This is a genomic window from Streptomyces sp. NBC_00335, assembly GCF_036127095.1.
Taxonomy (GTDB): domain Bacteria; phylum Actinomycetota; class Actinomycetes; order Streptomycetales; family Streptomycetaceae; genus Streptomyces.
Map to the genome: position 1 here is coordinate 6,113,027 of NZ_CP108006.1, position 17,192 is coordinate 6,130,218.

The 17,192-nt window shown below is 72.3% G+C and carries 16 protein-coding genes; 7 read left to right on the forward strand and 9 right to left on the reverse strand.

Annotated elements, in window-relative coordinates; translation table 11 throughout:
* Window positions 1–54: 54 nt before the first annotated feature.
* Both OHA37_RS27775 and OHA37_RS27780 read left to right on the forward strand, forming a co-directional pair.
* Window positions 55–762 (forward strand): DUF998 domain-containing protein, encoded by a 708-nt coding sequence (locus tag OHA37_RS27775; RefSeq protein ID WP_266913133.1) that lies wholly within the window; start codon window positions 55–57, stop codon window positions 760–762.
* Window positions 759–1,655: an alpha/beta fold hydrolase gene (locus OHA37_RS27780; RefSeq protein ID WP_266909295.1), complete on the forward strand. Its 897-nt coding sequence runs from the start codon at window positions 759–761 to the stop codon at window positions 1,653–1,655. Before OHA37_RS27775 ends, OHA37_RS27780 begins: the two co-directional genes overlap by 4 nt.
* On the opposite strand, the gene OHA37_RS27785 is transcribed toward OHA37_RS27780, so the two are convergent.
* The 4 genes from OHA37_RS27785 to OHA37_RS27800 all read right to left on the reverse strand — a co-directional run bounded on the left by OHA37_RS27785 (window position 1,652) and on the right by OHA37_RS27800 (window position 4,222).
* Window positions 1,652–2,071, reverse strand: coding sequence for a CBS domain-containing protein (locus tag OHA37_RS27785; RefSeq protein WP_266909296.1), 420 nt, complete (start codon window positions 2,069–2,071; stop codon window positions 1,652–1,654). The two genes, OHA37_RS27780 and OHA37_RS27785, sit on opposite strands and share 4 nt — an antisense overlap.
* 312 nt (window positions 2,072–2,383) lie before the next feature.
* The gene (locus OHA37_RS27790) at window positions 2,384–3,064 is read right to left on the reverse strand and encodes a DUF305 domain-containing protein (RefSeq protein WP_266909297.1); all 681 of its coding nucleotides are present in this window, start codon (window positions 3,062–3,064) and stop codon (window positions 2,384–2,386) included.
* 23 nt (window positions 3,065–3,087) lie between these two features.
* The gene (locus OHA37_RS27795) at window positions 3,088–3,741 is read right to left on the reverse strand and encodes a DUF3105 domain-containing protein (protein ID WP_266909298.1); all 654 of its coding nucleotides are present in this window, start codon (window positions 3,739–3,741) and stop codon (window positions 3,088–3,090) included.
* A 73-nt stretch (window positions 3,742–3,814) separates the two neighbouring features.
* Window positions 3,815–4,222, reverse strand: coding sequence for a hypothetical protein (locus OHA37_RS27800; RefSeq protein WP_266909299.1), 408 nt, complete (start codon window positions 4,220–4,222; stop codon window positions 3,815–3,817).
* Between the two features lie 172 nt (window positions 4,223–4,394).
* On the opposite strand from OHA37_RS27800, the gene glnA reads away from it, so the two are divergent.
* Window positions 4,395–5,756, forward strand: coding sequence for a type I glutamate--ammonia ligase (gene glnA / locus OHA37_RS27805; RefSeq protein WP_243329674.1), 1,362 nt, complete (start codon window positions 4,395–4,397; stop codon window positions 5,754–5,756).
* Between the two features lie 88 nt (window positions 5,757–5,844).
* Here glnA and OHA37_RS27810 read toward each other — a convergent pair whose 3' ends face one another.
* The 3 genes from OHA37_RS27810 to OHA37_RS27820 all read right to left on the reverse strand — a co-directional run bounded on the left by OHA37_RS27810 (window position 5,845) and on the right by OHA37_RS27820 (window position 8,828).
* On the reverse strand, window positions 5,845–6,087 hold the full coding sequence (locus OHA37_RS27810) for a TM2 domain-containing protein (RefSeq protein ID WP_266909300.1): 243 nt from the start codon (window positions 6,085–6,087) through the stop codon (window positions 5,845–5,847).
* A gap of 125 nt (window positions 6,088–6,212) precedes the next feature.
* A complete protein-coding gene (locus OHA37_RS27815; protein WP_266909301.1) occupies window positions 6,213–6,611 on the reverse strand; it encodes a DUF2752 domain-containing protein in 399 nt (132 codons plus the stop codon).
* Between the two features lie 96 nt (window positions 6,612–6,707).
* A complete protein-coding gene (locus OHA37_RS27820; RefSeq protein WP_266909302.1) occupies window positions 6,708–8,828 on the reverse strand; it encodes a PIG-L family deacetylase in 2,121 nt (706 codons plus the stop codon).
* Between the two features lie 433 nt (window positions 8,829–9,261).
* On the opposite strand from OHA37_RS27820, the gene OHA37_RS27825 reads away from it, so the two are divergent.
* From OHA37_RS27825 to OHA37_RS27835, 3 genes are all read left to right on the forward strand, one after another.
* Window positions 9,262–12,249, forward strand: a complete 2,988-nt coding sequence (locus OHA37_RS27825) for a bifunctional [glutamine synthetase] adenylyltransferase/[glutamine synthetase]-adenylyl-L-tyrosine phosphorylase (RefSeq protein WP_266909303.1) — start codon at window positions 9,262–9,264, stop codon at window positions 12,247–12,249.
* 334 nt (window positions 12,250–12,583) lie between these two features.
* A complete protein-coding gene (locus OHA37_RS27830) occupies window positions 12,584–14,164 on the forward strand; it encodes a B12-binding domain-containing radical SAM protein (RefSeq protein WP_266909304.1) in 1,581 nt (526 codons plus the stop codon).
* A gap of 19 nt (window positions 14,165–14,183) precedes the next feature.
* A complete protein-coding gene (locus OHA37_RS27835; protein WP_266909305.1) occupies window positions 14,184–14,846 on the forward strand; it encodes a LysE family translocator in 663 nt (220 codons plus the stop codon).
* 147 nt (window positions 14,847–14,993) lie between these two features.
* Here OHA37_RS27835 and OHA37_RS27840 read toward each other — a convergent pair whose 3' ends face one another.
* Window positions 14,994–15,869, reverse strand: a complete 876-nt coding sequence (locus OHA37_RS27840) for an SDR family oxidoreductase (RefSeq protein WP_266909306.1) — start codon at window positions 15,867–15,869, stop codon at window positions 14,994–14,996.
* Window positions 15,870–15,979: 110 nt separating this feature from the next.
* Here OHA37_RS27840 and OHA37_RS27845 point away from each other — a divergent pair, with 110 nt between their 5' ends.
* Window positions 15,980–16,387, forward strand: a complete 408-nt coding sequence (locus tag OHA37_RS27845; protein WP_266909307.1) for a winged helix-turn-helix transcriptional regulator — start codon at window positions 15,980–15,982, stop codon at window positions 16,385–16,387.
* An 8-nt stretch (window positions 16,388–16,395) separates the two neighbouring features.
* Here the strand turns inward: OHA37_RS27845 and OHA37_RS27850 are convergent, their stop codons facing one another.
* The gene (locus OHA37_RS27850; RefSeq protein ID WP_266909308.1) at window positions 16,396–17,157 is read right to left on the reverse strand and encodes a PP2C family protein-serine/threonine phosphatase; all 762 of its coding nucleotides are present in this window, start codon (window positions 17,155–17,157) and stop codon (window positions 16,396–16,398) included.
* Between the last annotated feature and the right edge of the window lie 35 nt (window positions 17,158–17,192).

Below are 17,192 nucleotides of genomic sequence, written 5' to 3' on the forward strand. Positions count from 1 at the left end.
CACGTGAAGCCCGTCGAGTCCCGGAGATCCTGGAATTCCGTGAACAGCCCCTCCATCGCGACGGGTCCCGCCGCCACGGCCGGGACCGGTGTCCGCTCCGTGGCCCTCCTCATCGGGCTCGGCGCCGCCGCCTACACCGCGTGGGTCCTCGAAGTCGTCCTCTCCACGGGCCTCAATCCCATCGAGACGTACGTCAGCGAGCTCGCGGCCCAGGACCAGCCGCTCGGCGGTCTGTTCCGGGCCACCGACTTCACCGCCGGCCTCCTCGTCTTCCTCGGCGGCCTCCTGGCCCTGGTCCGCCTCGGCAGGCGCGTCGAACCCCGCCGCCTCTGGTCCGTCGCAGGCTGGTCCGGGATCACCCTCTTCGGCGCCGCCACCGCGGCGGACGCCTGGCTGCCGCTCAGCTGCACGCCGACCGTGGACCCCGAATGCGCCGCGCGGGAGACCGCCGGGCTGGTCCCCGCCACCCATCAGGCGCACGCCGTCAGCAGCAGTCTCGCCATGACGGGAGCGCTCGTCGGGATCGTGGCCCTCACGCTTGCCGCCCGCCGCTACCGGCGCCTCGCCCCGCTCGCGCGGTTCGGGCCCGTGCTCGTCGTACTCGAACTGCTCGCCACCGCCTGGACCCTGGTCTCCATCGCCCTGTTCACCGCCGGGCACGGCACCTGGGCGCTCGGCGCCGGGCAGCGGCTCCAGGTGCTGTTCGTGGCGGTCTGGCTGGGCCTGCTCGCGTACTCCGTCCACCGCGAACGCCGCACATGAGCGGGTCCGGGGCCGGGGCCGCTCCCGGGAGGTTCGTCCGACTCTCCGGGGGCCCCGCGGCCGACGGGGTGCCCCTGCACGTCCTCGTGGAGGGCTCCGGGCCCCCGGTCGTCCTCAGCGCCGGGCTCGCCATGGCCTGGTTCGACTGGGACCCCGTGGCGGAGCTGCTCGTCGCCGCAGGCCGTACCGTCGTCCGCTTCGACCGCCCCGGGCACGGGCTGAGCGCCCCCGCCGTGCGTCCGCCGTCCGCGGCGGGGGAGGCACACCGGATCGCCGGGCTGCTGGACGCGCTGGGTCTGGGCGCCGAGCGCGTCACGGTGGCCGGGCACTCCATCGCCGGGTTCCACGCCGAGGCCTTCGCCCGGCTGTACCCCGGGCGCACCGCGGCCCTGGTGCTCGTCGACGGCAGCGTGGAGGAGCGGCCCCGTACGGCCCTGCCCGGGCTGCGCACCGGCGCCGCCCGGCTGCTCGGCCGGGCCGTGACCGCCGCCGGGCTGCCGGCCGCGCTGGGCCCCTGGGCCCGTAGGACGGCCGTACGGGCATCCCGCGCGGGCGGCGCGGACCCGGCCGCCCGGGACCTCGTACGCCGCTGCTACCGGACCGGCCGGGTCTGGCGCGGAGCCCTGCTGGAGAACTCCCGCTACCCCGACACGGCCGCCGAGGTGCGGGCGCTGCGCGCGGAGCTGCCGCTGACCGCGCCCGCCACCGTCCTGGCCGGCCACGACCCCGGCGCGCGCCGCCCCGACCTGGGCTGGCCGGCCCGCCAGGCGGCGCTGGCCGACGCGCTGGGCGCCCGGTTCGAGGTGGTGGAGCCGGCCGGACACCTGGTCATGCTGGACCGCCCGCACCACGTGGCGCGGGCGGTCCTGTACGCGGAGACCTGGACGGTCTAGCCGCGGGCGTAGACCTTCTCCGCCCAGCCGGCTATCTGCTCCTCCGAGAGGTGCCGGGCGAGGTCGGCCTCGCTGATCATGCCGACCAGCCGCTTGTCCTTGATGACGGGGAGCCGCCGGATCTGGTGGCTCTGCATCTCCTCCAGGACCTCGGAGACGTCCGAGCCCGCGTCGATCCAGCGCGGGGTGCCCTGGGCCATGTCGCCGGCCGTGATCTTCGACGGGTCGTGCCCCTTGGCCACACAGCCGATGACGATGTCGCGGTCGGTCAGGATGCCGCAGAGGCGTTCGTTGGAATCGCTGATGGGCAGCGCGCCCACATTGAGCCGGCTCATCAGCTGGGCGGCACGGTCCAGGGTCTCGGTGGCGGGGATCCACTGGGCCCCGGGGTGCATGATCTCTCCGGCGGTGGTCATCGCGTAAACCTCCTGAGCACGCCGTAGCGGCCGGGCGCGGGTGCGCCCGCCTCGGCGTCCTCATCCTCATTCGCCCGTTCGGCCCCCGCGACTCCACACGGGTGAGAGGGGGCCGTACGGGTGACCCCGCGGGTGCGGACCCCTGCGGTGCGGGGGGCCCTGCGGGGCTGGTCCCCTACCCGCCCTTCCACCGTTCCCCGGGCTCCGCCCGGACCCGGTCCTCAAACGCCGGACGGGCTGGAAGATGCCGCGCAGCGGCAAATCCAGCCTCGCCGGCGTTTGAGGCGCGGGGTCTGGGGCGGAGCCCCAGGGTCACCCCGCCGGCGGCTGCGCCCCGCGCTGCTTCAGCATGTCGGCCAGCAGCTGGAGCTCCGCCTGCTGGGCCTCCACCATGCCCTGGGCCAGCGCCCGCTCGGTCGGGTTGCCGCACTGGGTGGCACACCCCTGGGCCATCGCGACGCCACCCTTGTGGTGGTCGGTCATCAGCCGCAGGTAGAGCACCTCGGCGTCCCGGCCCTCGGCGGAGCCGAGCTGTGCCAGCTCCTCCTTGGTGGCCATGCCGGGCATCAGCGCGCCGGGCTTGGTGACGACCCCGGCGTCGCCCATGGCATGGCCCTCCATGCCGTGCGCGGCGCCGTCGGCCCCCATCCAGGACATCGGCGGCTCGTCCGCCACCACCTTCGGCAGGCCCCACATGTCCAGCCAGCCCAGCAGCATGCCGCGCTGGTTGGCCTGGGTGTTGGCGATGTCGTAGGCGAGGGTGCGCACCGGCTCGTCCTGCGTGCGGTCGCGCACGATGAAGGACATCTCCACCGCCTGCTGGTGGTGCACCGCCATGTCCCGGGCGAAGCCCGCGTCGGCGGAGTAGAGCCCCGGTGTACGGGAGGCCGCGGGAGCGGAATCCGATCCCCCCGCGGTGGCGACCGTGGCCCCCACCGCGAAGAGCAGCGCCAGGCCCACGGCCGAGCCCGCGGCCCAGTAGGTACGGGTCACGGAGCCGCGACCGGACGTACGGGTCACTTGTCGGCCAGCCCGTTCGTGCAGGCCGCGCCCGGCTCGGGGGTCTGCTCGCCCTGCACGTACTTGGTGAGGAACGCGGCCACCCGGGCGTCGTCCGCGTTGTCGACGGTCAGCTGCTTGCCCCACGCGCTGAGCATGATCGCGCCGGACTGCTCCTTGACGGGGCTCATCAGCGTGTACGGGCGCTTGGACACCGTGGCGGCGAGCTTCTCCACGTCGGCCGGGGCGGCCTTCTCGTTGTACGTCACCCACACGGCGCCGTGCTCCAGCGAGTGGACGGCGTTGATCTCGGGGATCGGGTTCTTGTAGACGTCGCCGTCGCAGTTCATCCAGCGGGGGTTGTGGTCCCCGCCGACCGGCGGGTTCATCTCGTACTTCACCGGGGTCTCGACGTGCTTGCGGCCGAGCGTCTTGGCGTCCCAGGTCTGCTCACCGGCGACCGGCGCCTTGCGGAGGGCCTCCTTGGCCTCCTTGTCGTTCTGCTGGTCGATCATCACCCACGCGCCGAAGCCGATGAGCGCGGTGACGATGGCGGCCGACGTGGTGATCGCGATGGCCTTGTTGCGCCGGTCGCGCGACCGGTCGGCGCGCCGCATCTCGGCTATTCGCGCCTGGCGGGAGTTGTTGGTTTCGGAGTTCCTGCTGGCCATGGCCCTGAATCCTTTTTGCTGAGGGGGGTGGGGTGGAGAACGCGCTGCCTGAGCGCCGTCGAACCGGGACCGGTCAGGTCCGCAGCACCTGGAGGGCGTACAGGTCGGGGCCGCGCGCGAGCGCCGAGGGGGGCCGGACCCGCCCCGCGGGCGCGGGGCCCACGGCGGGCACGGGCGCCCCGCGGGCCACCAGGGCCGCGGGTGGCGCCGGGGGCAGCAGGCCGGGGAGGACGTGCGAGAGCGGGGAGCAGCCGGGCCGGTCGTGCGGCGCCGCGCAGACGACGCGCTGCGCGCCGGGCCCGTGGGCGGAGTGCCCGGCCCGCGCGACCGTCCCCGCGGCGGCCGGCTGCCCGGCCCCGGCCCCTGCGATCCGGCACAGGAACGCCGCGCCGGCCAGTACCCCGAAGGCCATCAGGAGGACGGCATGGCGGAGCAGCGGACGTGTCCGACGTCCCCGCTCCTCCTGCGCATGGCCCCCCATGGGCGCCGATGGTAATGCTCATGACCGGCCCAAGGTCAGTGCGGGGGTGCCACCGGCTTTCCGGGGTGCGTAATCTGGCGGAAACCACCGCTGGCGATACTGGGCCGGCCCGACTGTGCCCTTGCCCTCGCGGCAGTGGTGCACAGGCCGCCTGAACTGCGAGGATGAAGCCATGGACAAGCAGCAGGAATTCGTCCTCCGGACGCTCGAGGAGCGCGACATCCGCTTCGTGCGCCTGTGGTTCACCGACGTACTGGGCTTCCTGAAGTCCGTCGCGGTCGCGCCGGCGGAGCTGGAACAGGCCTTTGACGAGGGCATCGGATTCGACGGCTCGGCGATCGAGGGGTTCGCGCGGGTCTACGAGTCCGACATGATCGCCAAGCCGGACCCGAGCACCTTCCAGATACTGCCGTGGCGCGCGGAGGCCCCCGGAACGGCGCGGATGTTCTGCGACATCCTGATGCCGGACGGCTCGCCCTCCTACGCGGACCCGCGGTACGTCCTCAAGCGCATCCTGAACAAGACCTCCGACCTGGGCTTCACCTTCTACACCCACCCGGAGATCGAGTTCTTCCTGCTGAAGGACAAGCCGCTGGACGGCACCCGGCCCACCCCGGCCGACAACTCGGGCTATTTCGACCACACCCCGCAGAACGTCGGCATGGACTTCCGCCGCCAGGCGATCACGATGCTCGAATCCATGGGCATCTCGGTCGAGTTCAGCCACCACGAGGGCGCCCCCGGCCAGCAGGAGATCGACCTGCGCTACGCCGACGCCCTCTCGACGGCCGACAACATCATGACCTTCCGCCTGGTCATGAAGCAGGTCGCCCTGGAACAGGGCGTCCAGGCCACCTTCATGCCGAAGCCCTTCTCGGAGTACCCCGGTTCGGGCATGCACACCCACCTCTCCCTCTTCGAGGGCGACCGCAACGCCTTCTACGAGTCGGGCGCCGAGTACCAGCTCTCCAAGGTCGGCCGGTCCTTCATCGCGGGCCTGCTCAAGCACGCGGCGGAAACGGCCGCCGTGACCAACCAGTGGGTCAACTCCTACAAGCGCATCTGGGGCGGCTCCTCCCGCACCGCCGGTTCCGGCGGCGAGGCCCCCTCGTACATCTGCTGGGGTCACAACAACCGCTCGGCCCTGATCCGCGTCCCGATGTACAAGCCGGGCAAGACCGGCTCCTCCCGCGTGGAGGTCCGCTCGATCGACTCCGGCGCCAACCCCTACCTCACGTACGCCGTCCTCCTGGCGGCGGGCCTCAAGGGCATCGAGGAGGGGTACGAACTCCCGGCCGGCGCCGACGACGACGTCTGGGCCCTCTCCGACGCGGAACGCCGCGCGATGGGCATCGAACCCCTCCCGCAGAACCTCGGCGAGGCCATCGCCCTGATGGAACGCAGCGAACTGGTCGCCGAAACCCTCGGCGAGCACGTCTTCGACTTCTTCCTGCGCAACAAGAAGCAGGAGTGGGAGGAGTACCGGAGCGAGGTCACGGCCTTCGAACTCCGCAAGATGATGCCGGTCCTGTAGCGGCAGCAGCACTGATCAGGGCGCACGAACGCCTACGGCCGGCCCCCTCAGTCATGAGGGGGCCGGCCGTGTGGCGTTACGGGGCACGTCAGGCGCGCAGCACGCGGCCCGCCTTGTCGGTGCGGTCGTCCTTGACGAGGAACAGGATGCCGTCGATCAGGGCCCAGAAGCCGAGGCCGCCGCAGGTGAGCAGCTGGGCGATGGCCATGCCGGTGTGGCCGGTGTAGAAGCGGCCGATGCCGAGGCCGCCGAGGAAGATCTGCAGCAGGCCGGCCACCAGCTTGGACTTGTCGGAGTACGGCTGGCCGTTCGGGGCGATGTTCTGGGACATGCAAAAGCTCCTTGCGAACTGCTATCGATGGGGACGAGTGCTGCGACTTGCAGGTCGCAGCGGAACTATGACCGGCGACGGCAGTGCAGGGTTGCCCTGGGGTCTACAACGTGATCACACCGTGATCAACTGGCCGCATTGCGAACGACCGCCCAGGTCAGAGCCACCCCAATGATGGCCGCCTGTCCCCGGATTCCGATCGCCGGGTGGTACTTCCGCCCGCGCAGCCCTTCGGTGGCCCAGCGGGCGTAGAGGAAGAGGGCGAGCGGCAGTCCCAGCAGGAACAGCACCGCGTTGTCGTGGAAGGCCGCGGCGAGGTCGCCGTGCAGGATGTCGTAACACATCCGGGTGGCACCGCAGGCCGGACAGAGCAGGCCCGTCAGCCAGTTGAAGGGGCAGCGGGGAAGCCAGTGGCCGGGCTCGTGCGGATCGGTGCCCCAGAGGTACGCGGCTCCCGCGCCCAGCACCACGAGCGAAGCGAGCGGGGCCGTCGCCGGGCGGCGGAGCAGCGGAGCGTGCGACATGGGTGCTCCCCCTCCTTCTTGACGTACCCGCACCTGGGCGTGCGTGAGCAACCGGAGGGTCATCCTCGCACCGGGGCTCCGCCCGTCGGCCGGCGGCTACTCCTTCGGCACCGCCCGGTGCCAGGTGGTGCGGGTGGGGGTGGGGAGGGACGCGGCCACGTGGAGTTCGGCGTCCAGGCCCAGGACCGCCGCCGTCAGGGCGCCGCCCGGCTCCTGGACGGCCGCCGGGGTGCCCGCGTAGAGCATCCGGGACTCCGTCCACGCCGGCGGGCCGCCGAGGCCCGTCGTGCCGACCGTGCCCGAGGTGGCGCGGCCCGCTATGAGGCGGCCCGCCGCGCCCACCGCGCCGTAGCCCGCCCGGCCGCCGGCCTCCGTGACGCTGGAGACCTGCGGTGGTACGCCGTCGGCCGCGGCCGTGACCACGGCGGTGCGTACGACCCCCGAATCGGGGCGCCGGAAGTACAGACGGACGCCCGCCCCCTCCGGGACCGCGGTGAGGGGGACGGTGGTGGCCGGGAGCCGGGTCGGGAAGGGGCCGGCCAGCGGGGCGCCCGGGGCGGGCTGGATCCAGACCACCACCGACTTCGCCGTGGCGGCGTAGACGTGGCGGCGCCCGGCGGAGTCGGTGACCGCCACCGGGTCGGACTCGAGGTCCGTTCCCCCCAGCTGCTGCCAGCCGCCGAAGGCCCCCGAGGGCTCCTGGGTGCGGGAGTGCAGGGTGCGCCGGGAGTGGCGGACGTACACCGTCAGCCGCCCGTCAGAGTCGGAGACGGCCGAGGGGGCGCTGATCAGGGAGGTGTCGGCATCGTCCCCTCCGGTATCCGGGGAGCCGAGCGAAACCCACGCCCCGAACGGACCGCCGGGCACGGACTGGGCGGTGTACACGATCTCGCGCCGGTAGTCCGCGGGCCGGTCGCCGAAGACGGTGCGGGTGCCGAGGACGGCGACGCGCCCGTCTGGGAACCGGGCGGTGGTCGCGCCCGGATCGATGCCGGTTCCCGGCAGCAGTGCCGGGCCCTGCCAGGCGGCGCCGGGTCCGGTGCCGGCGCCGCGGTTCCAGACGGCCATCTGGCCGTCGAGGACGGAGAAGGCGTACAGCACGCCGGGAGTGCCCTGCACCAGCCAGGAGGAGTGGTCGCCTCGCGCGTACCGCAGCGACTCGGACCAGCCGCCGTTCTTCGGGTTGCCCGCCACGTTGCGGTCTCCGCAGCCCGAGGGCGAGCCGCAGTAGTTCTGCTTGTCGGACCAGGCGTACGTCTTCAGGAAGCCCAGCTTCGTCTCGGCCGTCTGCGGGTCCAGCGAGTGCGGCAGGGCGTTGTTGTGGTAGCCCAGGTAGCTCTGGACGGTGAAGTGCGGCCGCTGCCCGAACGGGACCCGCGCGGCGTACGCAGCGGCCCCGGCCTGCGCGAACCGCGCCGCGTACGTGTGGTCCTGATGGTCGGTGAACTTGCCCCCGGCCTTCCGGCCGGGCGTGGGGTCCAGCATCCGTATCGTCGTCGGCTTGTACTGCGCCAGGACCCCGGATATCGCCGCTATCAGATGGTCCTTGGTGTACGTGGGCGGCTGTGTGACGGGAGTGCCGGCGGTGAGCACCGTCGGGAGCGCCGGTATCCACCCGTTCCACAGGCTGCGCAAGCTGTTCGGGTCCTTCAGGGTCTTCGGGTCCTTCAGGCCCTTCGGGTAGTCGGAGACACGGGCCTCGCGCATCTGCAGCCAGACCAGTTGGACGTGCGGCTTCGCCACCAGGACGTCGAGCTCGGCGTGACCTCCGCCCGCGGTGGGGATGACCGAACGGGTCCACGGGCTGGTGCGGTCGCCGGTGATCATCTGCGCGTAGGCGGCGCGTATGCCGTTCTGGCGGGCTTCCGCGTAGTGGGGCCGGTCCGCGACCTGCACGGGGTCCCTGGCTTCGATGCCGTTGGCCCGGTTGCTGCCGTTGGATTCGCCCGAGGTGAGGTACAGGGTGGTGAGCGGGGTGCCGGCCCTGAGGGAGAGGCTGAGGTCCGGGTTCATGAAGTACAGGTCGTCGTCGGGGTGGGCGACGATCTGGACGATCGAACCGGAGGTGTCGCTCACCGGGGTGGCCGGGGAGCCGGCATCCGGGACTCCCTCGGCCGCGGTCTGCTGGCCGGAGCCGACGGTGAGCACGCCGGCCACCCCGAGGGCCATCATCGGGACCGCGGTCGCGAAGAGGAAACGTCGGCGGGATACGGGCATCGTCTACGCCTTGGAGTCGTTCCGGCAGGAAGAACCGCGTGGTGCTGTCGGTCGGTCAGTGAGAGTCCGATCCGAGCGAGTTGGTTCACCCGGATCGCCGATTCCTTCCGAATTCGTGGAAACCGCCGCCCCGGCACGGCTCGTTCGGGCGTTTCGTACGTGTTTGCGGTCACAGGGAGGCCGAGCCGCGTGGCGCAGCCGCGCGCCGCCACGGGCGGACCCGCCCGCCGGCTCCCGCGCCACACGTCCGCCAAAAATCCGACAATCCGCCCCACCGGCCGTGCGGTGAGTCGAACGCCTGCTCCGGCTAGGCTCTCCCCGGGCCACGAGCGCGGACCCTGCCGACGGCGACACCCGCCGAAGGCGGCGCCCCGCGGATCCGCCCGGCCAGGGCAGAGGCAAGGGCAGGCCGACGTACGCGGGAGGCGGCGGGATGACAGTCCCGGGACGCAGGAGCAGTACCTTCAGCCGGCTGCTGCGCAGCGGGTTCACCGACCCCTCGGCCGCCGCCCGGCTGCTCGACACCGACGCGCTGGCCGCCGTACGCGCCGATCCGGTGCTCCTCGACGCCCTCGGGGCCACCGCCGACCCCGACCTCGCCCTCCTCGGGCTGGTCCGGATCGCAGAGGCGCAGGCCCCCGAGGAACTGCGCGTGCTCCTCGACACCCTCGTCAGTGCCAAGCCCCTGCGCGACCGCCTCCTCGGCGTGCTCGGCGCCTCCGAGGCCCTCGGCGACCACCTCGCCCGCCATCCCCGCGACTGGCAGGCCCTGGTCACCTACGAGGCGGCCGATCTGCACCCGGGGCTGCCCGAGTTCGAGCAGGGCCTGGCCGGCGCCCACGACCCGGTCGACCTGCGCGTCGCCTACCGCCGCTGCCTGCTCTCCATCGCCGCCCGCGACGTGTGCGGGACCATAGACGTAGCCCAGACCGCCGCCGAACTCGCCGACCTGGCCACCGCCACCCTGCGCGCGGCCCTGCGCATCGCGACCGCCGCCGCCCCCGAGGACGCGGCCGTCTGCCGGCTCGCCGTCATCGCCATGGGCAAGTGCGGCGGCAACGAGCTGAACTACGTCTCCGACGTCGACGTCATCTTCGTCGGCGACGCGGCCCCCGGCGCGGACGAGGGCAAGGCCGTGCAGGCCGCCGCCCGGCTCGCCTCCCACCTCATGCGGATCTGCTCCGAGACCACCGTCGAAGGCACCATCTGGCCCGTCGACGCCAACCTCCGCCCCGAGGGCAGAAACGGTCCGCTCGTCCGCACCCTCGCCTCCCACCTCGCCTACTACCAGCGGTGGGCCAAGACCTGGGAGTTCCAGGCCCTCCTCAAGGCCCGCGCCGTCGCGGGCGACGAGGCGCTCGGCGCCGAGTACATCGCCGCCATAAGTCCCCTCGTCTGGCAGGCCGCCGAGCGTGAGAACTTCGTCCCCGACGTCCAGAAGATGCGCCGCCGCGTCGTCGACAACATCCCCGCCGCCCAGGTCGAGCGCGAGCTGAAGCTCGGCCCCGGGGGCCTGCGCGACGTCGAGTTCGCCGTCCAGCTCCTCCAGCTCGTACACGGCCGCTCCGACGCCACCCTGCACTCCGGCACCACGCTCGACGCGCTCACCGCCCTCGCCGCCGGCGGCTACGTCGGGCGCGCCGACGCCGCCCAGCTGCACGACGCGTACCGCTTCCTGCGGGCCATGGAACACCGCATCCAGCTCTACCGGCTGCGCCGCACCCACCTCGTCCCCGAGGACGAAGCCGACCTGCGGCGCCTGGGGCGCTCGCTCGGCCTGCGCACCGAACCGGTCGCCGAGCTCAACAAGGCCTGGCGCCGGCACGCCTCCGTGGTGCGCCGCCTGCACGAGAAGATCTTCTACCGGCCGCTCCTCGACGCCGTGGCCCAGCTCGCCCCCGGCGAGACCCGGCTCTCCCCGCGCGCCGCCGGCCAGCGCCTCGAAGCCCTCGGGTACGCCGACCCGGCCGCGGCCCTGCGCCACCTCGAAGCCCTCGCCTCCGGCGTCACCCGCGCCGCCGCCATCCAGCGCACCCTGCTGCCCGTGCTCCTCGGCTGGTTCGCCGACTCCGCCGACCCGGACGCGGGCCTGCTGAACTTCCGCAAGGTCTCCGACGCCCTCGGCAAGACCCCCTGGTACCTGCGCCTCCTGCGCGACGAGGGCGCCGCCGCGGAGAACCTCGCCCGGGTGCTCTCCGCCGGACGCCTCGCCCCCGACCTCCTCATGCGCGCCCCCGAGGCGGTGGCCCTGCTGGGCGACCCCGAGGGCCTGGTTCCCCGTACCCACGAGGCGCTGGAGCAGGAGGTGCTCGCCGCCGTCGGCCGCGCCGAGAACCCGGAAGCCGCCGTCGCGGCCGCCCGCGGAGTCCGCCGCCGCGAGCTGTTCCGCACCACCGCCGCCGACATCATCGGCTCCTACGGTACGGAGGAGAACCCGGCCGAGGAGGACCACGGAGCCCTGGTCGACAGGGTCGGCCGCGCCGTCTCCGAACTCACCGCCGCCACCGTCGCCGGAGCCCTGCGCGCCGCGGTCCAGGGCCACTGGGGAGACACCCTGCCCACCCGGTTCGCGGTCATCGGCGTCGGCCGCTTCGGCGGCCACGAGCTCGGCTACGGTTCCGACGCCGACGTCCTCTTCGTCCACGAGCCGCGCGAGGGCGTCGACGAACAGGAAGCCGCCAAGGCCGCCCAGCACGTCGTCTCCGAGATGCGCAGGCTCCTCCAACTCCCCACCGCGGACCCGCCGCTGCTCATCGACGCCGACCTGCGCCCCGAAGGCCGCTCCGGCCCCCTGGTCCGCACCCTGCCCTCGTACGCCGCCTACTACCGCCGCTGGTCCCTGACCTGGGAGTCCCAGGCCCTGCTGCGCGCCGAACCGGTGGCCGGCGACCTCGAACTGGGTCAGCGCTTCATCGACCTGATCGACCCGCTGCGCTACCCGGTGGAAGGCCTCGGCGAGGACGCCGTCCGCGAGATCCGGCGCCTGAAGGCCCGGATGGAATCCGAACGCCTGCCCAGGGGCGCCGACCCGACCCTGCACACCAAACTCGGCCGCGGCGGCCTCAGCGACGTGGAGTGGACCGTCCAGCTGATCCAGATGCGGCACGCCTGGGCGGAACCGGGCCTGCGCACCACCCGCACCCGCGAGGCCCTGGCCGCCGCCCACGCGGCCGGCCTGATCCCGACCGAGGAGGCGCAGATCCTGGACGAGGCCTGGGTGCTGGCCACCCGGGTCCGCAACGCCGTGATGCTGGTCCGCGGCCGCGCGGGCGACACCTTCCCCTCGGAAGCCCGCGAACTGGGGGCGGTCGGCCGCTACCTCGGCTACGCGGAGGGCACGGTCGGCGACATGCTGGAGGACTACCGCCGCATCACCCGCCGCGCCCGGGGCGTGGTGGACGAGCTGTTCTACGGGGCGTAGCAGGACGCGGGCGGGCGTGCGCGGCACGCCCGCCGGTGCGGCAACTGCCATGAGTCAAGCGGCTGTTGCTCATGTCACGTTTCGCCGAACTCCGGCCAGGGGACCGATGACCCCCGGAGCGGGCTCAAATCCGAGCAGAACGCCCTGAATGCGATGATTCCAAGCCGTCTCGCATGTCGGGATGTCCGTAGAGCGCGTCAGCGGCGATCCGTAGCGTCCTTGGCAGTAGAGCCCACGCCCAAAGGGGAATCCATCAGCCCGTTTCGTCGCCCTCGGTGCGTCGGCGGCTTCGGGGATCCGTGCACGACCATGGGAAACACGGGGGAGAGTCAAGATGAAGGTACTTGTGGTCAGCCCGCCGAACTCCAACACCGTCCTGGACGGTGTTTCCTGCACGGTCACCCGGCCGGAGGAGCACACCGACTGGTCCGACTTCCCCAACCTGGGGATCCTCACCCTGGCCTCCGCGCTGCAATCAGTCCCCGACGTCGAGCCGGTGTACATCGACGGGACCGTGATGCCCTGGCCGGAGGTGCTCGCCTACGTCGAGGACAACGCGGGCGACATCCTCGCGCTGTGCGTCAGCGCGCTGACCGCCACCTACGAGGCCGGCCTGCACTTATGCATCGCCGCCAAGCGCGTGAACAGCGGGATCGTCACGATATTGGGCAACGACCACGTGACGGCGCTCACCCGCGAGTGCCTGTCCTCGCAGCGCGGCGTGATCGACTACGCGTTCGTCGGGAACGAGGTCGTCGGCGGGCTCGTCGATCTCATAGCGACCCTCGGCAGCGGCGGTGAGGTGGCGGGCGGCGTCTATCCCGGCCTCGCCAGGTTCGACGGCACCGACGTGACGGTGCAGCCGCAGCGCAGCGAACCCCTCCACACCCGGATCGACTACTCCCTGATCGACGCCGTCTTCGCTCACTCGTCCCTGTACGACGGCAATTTCGGCAGCCGGGTCGTACCGACCTTCGAGCACTTGACGGGCCGCAGGGTGACCGCGGGGATGCCCGTCGAGATCGGCCGGGGCTGCATCAAGTTCGCCCGGAACGACGCCTGCTCCTTCTGCTCGATCCAGTTCGGCGGCATGTGGCGCAACTCCGTCCCCGACGCGGAATCCGCCTGGGAAGTGATCCGCGCGGCGCACGCCTCCGGCTACGACTACCTCTACCTGACGGCTGACGAACTGCCCCTGACCTTCGGCAGGCTGCTGCGGGAGATGGTCGCCTCGCCGCCCGGATGGTGGGCGGACCTCCCCGAAGACGACCGCCCGGTGATGGTGGGCTACGCGCGGGCGGACGGCCTGTCCGACGAGCGGCACGCCGCCAACTTACGCGCCCTCGGCGTACGGCAGCTCATGGTCGGGCTCGACGCGGGGACCCCCGTCTCGCTGCAGGCCATGCGCAAGCCCCTGGTGTCGATCCGCGAGAACGACTCCAGGTTCCGCGCCGAGAAGATGTTCGATCACAACGTGAAGGCGCTCCAGTCGGCCAAGAACAACGGCCTCCTCCTCAAAGTCGGCTTCGTCATCGGCCATCTGGGCATGGACGCCGCGCTGATGCGGGAGAACATCGACTCCATGAAGGCGCTGCTGGCCTCGGGGGCCGGCGCCATCGCCTCCCTCGACGTCGAAGTGCTGTCCCCCGAGCCGGGATCCCTGGACTTCAAGATGCTGCTCGACCCGGAGCTGGCCCGCGCGAACGCCGACGAGCTCAAACTGTCGATGCCCAGCCGGCGCGAGCACGAGCTGCGCGCCAGGAAGTGGCGGGGCAAGGACATCATCGACAGGGAGGAGGCGATGGCGGACTACGTGGAGTCCGTGATGCCGGGCCTCACCCTGGACGACCTTGCCGGGGCCAGGGCCGAAGTGCGCGACTACGGAAAACAGCTCGGCGTCACGGTGGGCGGCTGACGGAAAGGGCCTCCCGGCGATGAGTCTCACCCTGCTGACGGGATTCGCAGGACTCTGCCTGCTCCTGGCGATCACGCCGGGGCCGGACACGTTCCTGATCCTCAGGTACAGCCTCTCCGGAGCCCGCTACGGGGTCGCCGCCGCGTTCGGATCGGGCATCGGCTCGCTGTTCTGGGCCGCGATGGTGGCGCTCGGCCTGGGGGCCGTTCTCGAAAGGTCCGCAGCGGCCTTCTTCACGGTCAAGGTGGTGGGCGGCCTGTACCTGCTCTACCTCGGGGTCAGCGGATTCATCGGGTTCATCCGAAGCAACGACGCCTCCGGTACCGCTCCGATGGCCTCGGGCAGCGCTCCGGTACGGGACGGCCCACCGCCTCCACCCAGCACCCGGGCGGCCCTGAACTCCGGACTGTTCTCGTGCATGCTGAACCCCAAGGTGGGCCTGTTCTTCCTCGCGGTCGTACCGCAGTTCCTGCCCGCCGATGCCGTCGGCTTCGGCTCGATCATGGTCCTCGGCGTCATCGACGGCGTGGTCGCGGTGGCCTGGCTGGTGCTCCTCGCGAAGGCGGCCGCCCATGCGGTCGTATGGCTGCAGAGGCCGAAGATCACCCGCACGATGGGGTGGATCAGTTCGGGCATCCTGGCGCTGCTGGGCGTCGGCACCCTGGTGACGGCAGGCATGTAGCAGCCCGGAGGAACGTCACGCGGCTTTGGCGGCTCAGGCGGCTCCGGCGGCTCCGGCTGCTCCGGCTGCTCCGGCGGCGCTGCAGGAGGTGCAGCGGCGCCGCCGGAGCCGCAGAAGGTGACGGCCCGGCGGCCGCCGGGCCCGGGCTCAGCCCGCGCTGCGTGCCGAGGCCACCGCTTCCGCGACCGTCAGGGCCATCGGCGTCGTGGGGCGGCCGATCAGGCGGGACAGGTCGCCGGAGGTGCCGGCCAGGCGGCCGCGCTCGATGGCGAGGTCCACGTCGACCAGGATCTCGGCGAACGGCGCCGGGACTCCCGCGCCGGTGAGGACCGCGTGGTGGGCCTCGGGGGTCACGGCGTTGTACGTGATCTCCCGCCCGGTCGCCTCCGCCACGGCCGCCGCGTACTCCGCGAAGGACCACGCCACGTCGCCGCTCAGCTCGTACGCCCGGCCGAGGTGGCCGTCCCCGGTCACCACGGTCGCGGCGGCCGCCGCGTAGTCGGCCCGCGCGGCCGAGGCCACCCGGCCCTCGCCCGCGTTGGACAGGACCGCCCCGTGCGCGAGCACCGGAGCCAGGTTGCCCGTGTGGTTCTCGGTGTACCAGCCGTTGCGCAGGAAGGTGTACGGCAGGCCCGAGGCGAGGATCAGCTCCTCGGTCGCCCGGTGCTCGGCGGCGAGGTCGAAGTCCGCTTCCGGCCCGCCCAGGATGCCGGTGTACGCGAACTGCGCCACCCCGGCCTCCTTCGCCGCGTCGATCACGGCGGAGTGCTGGGCCACCCGCTGTCCGACCTCGCTGCCCGAGATCATCAGGACGCGGTCGCCGGAGCGGAAGGCCCCGGCGAGGGTCTCGGGCACGTTGTAGTCGGCGATGCGCAGTTCGACGCCCCGGGCGGCGAGCGGGGCGGCCTTCTCCTTGTCGCGGACCACGGCGGCGACCCCGGCGGCGGGGACGCCCCGGGCGAGCAGCTCGTCGATGACGAGACGGCCGAGGGCTCCGGTGGCTCCGGTGACGACGATGCTCATGACGGGTTCACTCCTGGTTCTGGGCCTTGCTCCCCGTTTCCGGGCTGTGCACTCACCGTACGGCGGGCACTAACCAAACGACAGTACCCACTTTGAAGTAAGGTACTGGCATGGGAGTAAGTGAGATGCGCGAGAAGTGGACCCAGGCCGAGGCCATGTGCCCCCACCGGCTCGTCCTGGAGCACGTCACCAGCCGCTGGGGCGTCCTCGTCCTGGACGCCCTGCTCGACCGCTCGTACCGGTTCAGCGAACTGCGCCGGGAGATCGCGACGCTCGCCAAGGTCAGCGAGAAGATGCTGACCCAGACCCTCCAGACGCTGGAGCGCGACGGCTTCGTGGACCGCGACGCCAAGCCCGTCATCCCGCCCCGCGTCGACTACTCGCTCACCCCGCTGGGCCGCGAGGCCGCCGAGCGGGTCCGCGCCCTCGCCCACTGGACCGGCCTGCGGATGGAAGAGGTGCAGCGGGCGCGGGAGGCGTACGACGAGGCGAAGGACCGGGAGGCGGCCCTGAAATAGCGGGACCCCTACGCGCCGATCCGCACCAGCGCGAGCGTGATGTTGTCGGGGCCCCCGGCCTCGATGGCGGCCCTCCAGAGCTCGAAGGCGGCCTTGCCGTCGTCGTGCGCCCGCAGCACCTCCTCGATGACCTCGTCGGGGACCGGGTCGGTCAGCCCGTCGGTGCACACCAGGTAGCGGTCGCCCGTGGACAGCGGGAAGGTCGCCACGTGGGGGGTGAGGACGTGCTCGGCGCGGCTCCCGCCGAGGGTCTGCGTCACCGCCGACGTGGTCCGCTGCCCGGGCGGGAGCGGCGGGCTGTCGTCCACGCTGACCTGGCGCAGCCCGTCCTCCGCCACCCGGTAGACCTTGCTGTCGCCGACGTTGAACGCCAGCAGCGACTCCGGCAGGACCAGGGCTCCGGCGACCGTGGTCCCCATGTCGGTCAGCTCAGGACGGCCTTCGGTGGCGGAGTGCACCGCGCGGTTGCAGAGGTTCAGCGCGCCCTCGATCGCCTCGGCGCCGTCCAGCGTGGGTCCGAGCAGGGCGAGTTCCCGGACGGCCAGCTCGCTGGCAACCTCGCCGGCCGGCTGCCCGCCGAGCCCGTCGGCCACGGCGACGACGAGCGGTCTGCCGAGCGGGAAGAGGAGCGTCTGCGGGCTCCGTGTCGTGGTCCCGCACAGCGTCCACGGCCCGATGACCAAGCTGTCCTCGTTGTGCTCGCGGACCAGCCCGACATGACTCAGGGCGGTCACGGCTATGTACTCGACCACGAGGTCCCGCCTCTCCACGACGGCAGACGCGTCCTTCCCCGCCCCATTCTCCT